This window comes from Thermostichus sp. MS-CIW-40, assembly GCF_054058315.1.
Genome location: NZ_JBSSAC010000075.1, coordinates 1 through 7802, shown reverse-complemented (window position 1 = coordinate 7802; position 7802 = coordinate 1). Strand labels below are relative to the sequence as shown.

The window sequence follows — 7802 nt, the reverse complement described above, 5'->3', positions numbered from 1 at the left end:
AAACAGAAAGATCAACTGGTAGTAATCCGTACTGAACATATTATACATTATTTTCAGTATAGTTGAGCTTATTATTGACTAGAGTCATGCTCTTGCAAATCTTGGTTGTAGCGCAGAACAAGCACGCGGTAGCCCCGTCCCTGCAGCTGCGAGCGCAGTTGGCGATCCCGTTCCGCTTGGGCAGGCTGGTCGTGGACTGGGCCATCGCAGAAGATGCAGATGTTGGGGCTGTAGAAGAAGTCAACGACGCAGTCGGGATCGGCAATGGCTTTCTGGGCATCCTCAGGCAGCCGATACCCTCCTGCTGCCAGCGTTTCGAGAAAGCGGCGCTCCAGTTCAGAGCGAGGGTCCAGGAGCTGGCGCAGCCACTCCAGGTGCTCTTGGCGGGAGCGACCCAGGGAGCGCAGCTCGGTGCGGCTGTTGGCCAGCAGGCCCAAAAGATCCCGGATCTGATAGCGGTCAAGCTGCAGCGCTTCCCGTTGGTTGGCATAGCTGAGCAGGCATTCGTAGCAGGCTGCTCGGCATTCGGGCCGCAGGTCTTGGATCCCGGCCTCTGAAAGCTGGAAGTGACAGATCTCCAGCGCCACTTGGGCCACTTCCGCTAGAGCCTGGGGCTCTTCCACCAGGCGCCACAGGACGCCAGCGCCCCCTTCTGCTGTTTCGTAGAAGAGCATGGCCTGATGGGATCCCTGGCCGATGCACTCGGCGGCCAGCTCTGTCTCCTCCAGCTCAAAGGTCTCCTCGATTCCCCGCTTGAGGGCATAGCGCAGGGTCGTTTCTAGCGCCTGCAGGTTCCCCCCGCTGGGCTGAACCAGCCGCACCAGCAAGAGGTTTTGGGTAGCGCGCACTGCCAGGCGGATGGGCTGCAAGGACATCGGGCTAGACGAGCTAGCCCTATTGCCCCCAAGCTGAGCTCGAGAAGGGACTTCGCCGTTGTCAAAGTTGACCAGGAAACCTCGCCCCCCACTGCCCCGCCAGCCGGAGTTGATGCGCAGTAGCGTGGCGGCTGGGGCATAGCGCAACTGCAGCAAGGGAGTTTCGCCCCTTAGCACGTCGGCTTCCTGGACGCGGTAGCCCGAACTTTCGGGAGCAAACTGAAAGAAAGTCTGCAGCTGGTATCCCTGTCGCCGCCGCTCTTCTTCGTCGGCAGTAATGCGATCCCGGCGCCGCATGCGCACATTAGGCATTTCCAGAAGCTGCGCTAAAAGGCTATTTTGCCCATCGAAGCGGGTACCGCAGACGGGGCAGCAATCCAAGGAGGGATCCCCAAAGGCCCCACAGCTAAAGCAGAGCTTGTGGCTGCTTTTGCGCTCCTCCAGGCCGCCGGGCGGAGCCTGAAAGGCCACCGATTCCCACTGGCAGCCCTCGTGGTAGAGGAAGTTGTGGGGGGCAAACTCGCGAATGGCCAAAAACCGGGGCCGGGCGATAAACTCCCCTTCGCTGCCGCGGGGCACCCAGGCGCGCACGGGCAAGGCAGGGAAGTTGTAGCCGGGCAGGAACCCCTCGCTGGCTAAGTAGCGGTAGGGGTAGAAGTCGCTTTCCTCCCGCTGGGTATCGATTTGCAACAGCAGGTTCCGCTGGCGCAGAGCCTCCTGCTGGCGGCGCCTGGCTTCCTGCTGGTCTTCCCGGCGGCGAGCCATCTGCAGTTGCTGGTTGGCGGCTTCTAGCTGTTGCGTGGCGGCCCGATAGAGCTCCCGCCAGCGGTCAAAAGCGCGGTCAAAGGCGCGGGGGGCCTCTTCAATAACCTGCTGGATCCAGCGCCGGCTAAACCAGCCGCTGCGCTCTAGCACTTCCCGGTCAGCAGCCAAGAGCGCTTCCACCCGCTCCGCCACCTCTTGGCGCGCCGCCTCCCCTAGCTGAATGGAGGCAACCACCTCTTCCCGCAGGGGCAGCTCTGGCCGAGCTGAGTCGATGACCGTTTCGATGGAGTTGCCCAAGGGCAAGCGCACCTGGGCTAGCCAGACGGCGTGGATGTGGGCCCGCAGCAGCGACTCATTGGCCAAGTCCAGGCGGGGAGGTCGCACCCGTCCAGCCACCATTTCGGCCCGGCGGCGAAAGTAGTACTGGTCGTGGCTGTTGAAGGCGCCGCAGTAGCTGAGGATGAGCCCCGGCTGCCCCTGGCGACCGGCCCGACCGCTGCGCTGGGCGTAGTTGGCTGGCGTTGGGGGAACGTTGCGCAGGTGCACCAGATCCAGATCGGCAATGTCGACCCCCAGCTCTAGGGTGGGAGAGCAAATGAGGTAGGGAAGGCGGCGCTCCCCGGGCTCATTGCGGAAGCGTCTCTCTCGCCGCTCCCGCTCCCCCGGCTGGACCACCTGGGCGGTGTGCTCTCTGGCTTCCAGGGATCCTAGCCCTGCTGCCCCGGCTCGGTAGAGCTCCTGAAAGAAGGGGTTGATGGGACGGCGGACAGAGGTGTAGCCCTCCTGCTGGGCGCTGCGGGAATACAGAGGATCCGGCGGCGGCAGGCCATCCCCCAGACACCAGCGCAGACAGCCGGCGTCTAGCTGGTAGGCTACCTGGCCATTTTCCACGTGGCGCCGTAGCAGGCCCTGGCTGACCAGGAGAGACAGCAGGGACTCCAAAAACCTGTCGTAGGCTTCTTGGTTCAGATCAAGGCGCCTGCAGAGGAAGCGACCAATGGTGCTGCGGCGGCCCAGGCTGAGCATTTGCCCGTTTTCCCGGGAAGGGTTCTGGCCAAAGCAGCGAGCCGTCCGCAACTCCTCATGCTCTTCCAGGCCCCAAAACTCATTGAGATATTGCTGGGCGCGCCGGCGCAGCCTTCTCTGGGGCTCTGCCTTGAGCACGGGCACATCGATGGCCAATTGGCGCCGAAACCGATCCAACAGAGCCCGCAGCAGTTGCTCTTGCTCCTCAGGGCTGGCTTGGGCAAACCAGGGGTGAAGGGAAGCCAGGGCTGAATTTTGGCAGAGCTCCCCGAGGCCGCGGTACTCGATTTTTAGCAGGCCCACCTGTTCCAAGTTGGGGTGGGTAACCCGCCAGCCGCGCCGCAGATCTTCATAGAGCCGGTATTCGGTTAGCTCGCTAAAGGTCTGCCACACTTCCTCGGCACTGGGCGAGTCGGGATCCAAAGCCGGGTTTTGGGCAATGTCGGCAAGCTCCAGGCCAGAAGCCCGCACCACTTCCTGGGCCACCTCGTCAAAGCCCAGCTCTTTTTTCTTGAGGAGGGCAGCATAGAGCGAGGCCCGCAGAAGGGCCACATGCACAAAATCGTTGAAGTGGCCGGCCTGCAGGGAGGCGTCCTGGCGGTTGTCGGTAAAAGTCAGCAGCTTGCTGCAAGCGGCCTGGGTTTGCTCGGCATGGCGCAGCAGGGAGGTGGCAAGGATGGTGGTGGCGCTGGAGCGGCCTTCGCTAGAGAGGGAAGCCAGCTTGACAAACTCCCGCTCGCGGCCACGGTAGTACTCGCCGCAGGCCAGGCACAGGGAAAAGGGGTGGGGCTGCCACCACATCTTCTGCGCCTCCGCCTGGGGGTACTCGGAAAAGGATCCATCTGGGCGCACCCAGACCGCTTGGGGGACGCGCTTTCCCCAGTTGGGCCAGAGTCTGCCCTCAGGGGTGTACCAGTCTTCGGGGATCTGCTCCAGCGACCACTCGTTGTCAAGAGGATCCAAGCTCAGGTAACCGGCTTGCTGGTCTTCGTCCTGCTCTACCTCTTCTCCCACGGGATAGGGCAGGAACTGATCCCTGGACTTGAGGACGTGGTAGTAGTCCTGCCCACACTGGCGGCAGAACTTGACGGGGAAAAAGAGCTTGCCCTCCCCCGCCTGCATCTGCCCTTCTAGGGAAAATTGCCGCTTTTCCCGACTCTCCAGGGTGGCGTAGAGGGTGCGGCCCTGGGAGATAAACTGGTGCAGCTTGAAGGCCACTCCTCGGCTGCGGTCGTCTTTGAGGCTGCTGGCGTGGGCAAGGAACTGGCGCAGCGTTGCCGCACAGTTTTCGCTAGCGGTGCCGGTCAGTTGGGCCAGTTGGGCGGCCACCTCGGAGAGCTCCCTGGGCACGCGGCGCTTGATGCCGTCGGGACTTAACTCTAGGCCCAGCTCGTACTCCAACCAGCGCATCAAGGGGTGGCGGCGCAGGCTAGCTAGGTCGGTGGGCCAGGGGGGATCGAGGGCGGGTTTGAGCTCTTCAGGTGAAGGCGGGCCACCTTCGCTCAAAGGGGCCAGGGTCTCCTCGATAATCTGCTCCGGTGTGAAGGGATGGCCAAAGAAGCGGCTGGCGAAGTCGGCCACGGTCTGGCGGCGCTCCAGGGCACTGGCCTCTGGCCGAGCAATCATGGTGGCGCTGGTGCCGATGTGAACCAAGTCCTTGGCGGCGCAGCGTCCCTTGAGGCGGCGAACCAGCATCGCCACATCGGCCCCCTGCCGGCCTCGGTAGGTGTGCAGCTCGTCAAAGACCAGAAAGCGCAGGCCGTTGGGGCTGAGGAAGCGCTGATCTTCGGGGCGCACCAACAGTAGCTCGGCCATCACGTAGTTGGTCAGCAGGAGCTGGGGTGGATCCCGCCGCAGGTTTTCCCGCTCGCTTTCCTCGGTTTCGCCGGTGTATTTGGCAAAGCGCAGCGGAAAGGGGCGATGGTAGGCGCGCTCGTAGCGCTCGCGCAGAGTTTGTAAAGACTGGTACTGGGAGTTCACCAGAGCGTTCATGGGATAGACCACCAGGGCCGTTACCTGGCCCACGGATCCCCCCTGGCGAATCCAGTTGTCAATGATGGGCAAGAAGTAGCAAAGGCTTTTGCCAGAGCCGGTGCCGCTGGTAACGACAAAACTCTTGCCTGCTAGGGCCTTGGCAACAGCTTCCTCCTGGTGGCGGTAGAGGCGGAAGGGTCTGCCATCCTCAAAGCGGAAAATGCGGGCTGTTTCTTGGGCAATGCGCCCCGCCTCGGCCAACTCGTCAACGGTTGGACCAGATACATAACTAGGGCTGAGCTGGAGGAGGGGTTCTGGCCAGAGGTGGATCCCTTCCTCTAGAGCTTGATTCACAAAGGCTTGCGCCCGTTGGTCGCCAATGAGAAAAAAGGAGCGGACAAAATCGCGATAGTCGTCCAGAACAGTGGCGTGGAGATCAAAGATGGTGGACATCGAATCTGCCCTTAAGGCCCGCTTGGTTAGCTCAAGCCTAGCTTGAAGATGCCGCAAGTGGTGTTTGAAACCGCACCCACCAAGATCTACGGCCCGCTGAACGGCAAAAAGATATCTCCGAAGTGGGATCGGCAATGCGCCAGCTTCCCCCACACCTCCAGTACCCGCCGACGGCTGCAGCGTTCTCCGAATGCAGGAACCAGAATCCCTTGCCTTTAGGCAGGGGGTATGTCAAGAGAAAACTGGTCTGCAGAAGGCCACCTCTGCCTCATGGACGAATAACCCGCAATCCTAGATGCGCCTCGTAGCCATCGAAGTCACTGTCGTGGTGGAGGAGCGGAACATTGTTCTCAATGCACCAAGTGGCAATCAAACTGTCTATTGTTTTGCGCACCGTCACGCCTTTGCGACGCAACAAGCGAAAGTTCTGCGCACTTTTCACCGCCAGGGAGGGGTTAACCATTTGCACCTGATGCAATTTCACCAGAGCACAGCGAGCCTGCTCGAAATCGGCATCTTTGCGAAAGCCCTGCAAGACTTCTGCCAAAATCAGGTCGCCCACCAGGATAAGAGTTTGATCCAGGGCCCAATCCAGATAGTCGGTGTGAAGCGATGAAATGCCGTTGAAGTAATCAATCCAGATGGTGCTGTCCACCAGGATCATCCTCAGTCCTGCAGGCACGACAGGCGTTGCTGCTGCAAATTGCCCTCCCATTTCAACTTGCCGCGTAAGTTGCGGATCTCAGCTTGCTCGTGTAGGCGAATCAGGACACGCAGCGCTTCGTGAATCACCTCGCGCTTGGTCTTGAGGCCGGTTACCTGGCGGGCACGCTCGATCAGGTCGTCATCCAGGACGATGTTGGTGCGCATGAGGAGCCACTTGTGTGTATAGAAATGCAGATCTATGTGTATTCTAAGCTTTTATTGAGTGCTGCGCCAGCTTCTCCCACGCCTCCAGTACCAGCCGCCGGGTGCAGTATTCGCCGTATTGACGTATCTCCTTCTCCTTCAGCACGCGAAAGGTTTCGCCGGGGAAGGTGCTAGCGGCAACACGGGCAGCATACCCCGCCGGGTCGAGCAGGTCGCGCACCTCTTCCCACGGATCGAGGATGTCGGCAAGTTCGCGTTCGGTCAAATCCGCCGGGTCGAGGATGTAGCGCAGTTGCTTGCGCGTCAGGCCGTAGAGCTGGGCGTAGTACGCATCGAGTTCGGCACGCAGCACCGCGCGGCGGTCTTCGTCCCAGCGAAAGGGCGGAAAGGGGATGCCCTTCTGCGGGTTGGTTTCGATCTCCGGGTAAGCGCTGATCCAGGATGGCAGGCGCCATTCATGCCTGCCGACAGCAATACGGTTTGCATCCCACGCAACATGGATGGCTGCCCGCAGCCCGTCATCAGCTTCGTTCCACACATCGTCGGCGAAGGGCTTGAGATCCCAGGCAGTATAGGTCAGTTCCAGTGCGCGCGGCACAATGAAGGCGAGATCGGCGGGGGTGTAGGCAGTGGGGGGAAAAATAGGGAGTTGGCGGAGGATGAAGGAACTAAGATGCGTCCCACCAATTTTCTGGCGCAATGCCCAATCAAAAATCAGGACATTTAGATTGGCTAGAAAACACGAGAGATGAATAGCCGAAATCTCACCCGTAAGGACTATGGGCATCGTATGTCCTACCCCAACTCTGGGCAGCAGGCTGAAGATGGCAGTGCGCTCGTTGGTGGCGTTGGTCACATCGCGGAAGCCGAGCAGCCAGCCGCGTTGCCACGCGCCCAGGCGGGCTTGCACTTCTTCTGCCGATACCCAGTACCAGGGCTGGACGAGGAAGTGCGGGTCGGCGTGCCGGGCTTCGTCTGGCGTGGGCAGTTGGGTGCTGGCGCGGTCGCGCACGCCCTCGTACGTCCCGTAGCGGTGGTCATAGTGCCAGATCATCTTGGCTTCGTAGAGGGGGAGGTAGCCCTCACCCCCGGCCCCTCTCCCAAGGCTTTGGGAGAGGGGAGAAGGATGCTCGTAGGAATGGGCAGTGACATAGGCAGCAATCTCTTGGAGGACTTGTTCTGTGTGGTCGAATATCTGCTCATTGGTAAAGCGCAGCATGGCAAAGCCATGTTCGCGCAGGATTTCCTCCCGCAAACGGTCGCGTTCCTGCTGAGTGGGTTCACGGTGCACGGCGCCATCTATCTCAATGATCAGGCGGGCATCGTCACAGAAGAAGTCGGCGATGAATTGTCCAATCGGATGTTGACGCCGGAATTTTCGGCCTAGCAGCCGACGGTCACGCAACAATTCCCAGAGCAGGCTTTCGGCGGTCGTCGCCTCGCGACGCAACTGCCGCGCCCTGGCAATCAGTTCCTGGCTGGCCTTGGGTAATTCGTACCCTCCTTCTCCCGCAGCGCGAGAAGAGAGGTCGGGGGCTGCGATCCTTCCCCCCTCTCCCGCAGCGTGAGAGAGGGGGCTAGGGGGTGAGGGCACAAACACATTCCCCACCAGCCGGTAACCTTGCTTTTCCAGCTCTGCACGGGTGCGGAAGAGGTGCGAGTCGTTGGACATTTGGAACATCGCCATGAAGCGCACGCCCCAAGAGTTTTCTCCCGTGTGTTCGTTAACCAACACCGGCACGCGCTGATACAGCCTTTTAATTTAAAATAGGGTACAGGTATTCAAGAGGAAGGAGAGAAAGGAATGCCGACTCATTCTTTGGATTTGCGGCAAAGAGT

4 protein-coding genes are annotated in these 7802 nt (G+C 60.8%); all 4 read right to left on the bottom strand.

What is annotated here, in order from left to right:
• Positions 1 to 71 precede the first annotated feature (71 nt).
• The 4 genes from ACVWXF_RS13955 to ACVWXF_RS13940 all read right to left on the bottom strand — a co-directional run bounded on the left by ACVWXF_RS13955 (position 72) and on the right by ACVWXF_RS13940 (position 7704).
• Entirely contained in the window at positions 72 to 5093 is a 5022-nt protein-coding gene (locus tag ACVWXF_RS13955; protein WP_457474690.1) for a DEAD/DEAH box helicase, read from the bottom strand.
• Positions 5094 to 5361: 268 nt separating this feature from the next.
• The gene (vapC, locus tag ACVWXF_RS13950) at positions 5362 to 5757 is read right to left on the bottom strand and encodes a type II toxin-antitoxin system VapC family toxin (protein WP_011433301.1); all 396 of its coding nucleotides are present in this window, start codon (positions 5755 to 5757) and stop codon (positions 5362 to 5364) included.
• Positions 5758 to 5759: 2 nt separating this feature from the next.
• Positions 5760 to 5963 (bottom strand): type II toxin-antitoxin system VapB family antitoxin, encoded by a 204-nt coding sequence (locus tag ACVWXF_RS13945; RefSeq protein ID WP_011433302.1) that lies wholly within the window; start codon positions 5961 to 5963, stop codon positions 5760 to 5762.
• 43 nt (positions 5964 to 6006) lie between these two features.
• Positions 6007 to 7704, bottom strand: coding sequence for an endonuclease domain-containing protein (locus ACVWXF_RS13940; RefSeq protein WP_457474689.1), 1698 nt, complete (start codon positions 7702 to 7704; stop codon positions 6007 to 6009).
• Positions 7705 to 7802: the final 98 nt, after the last annotated feature.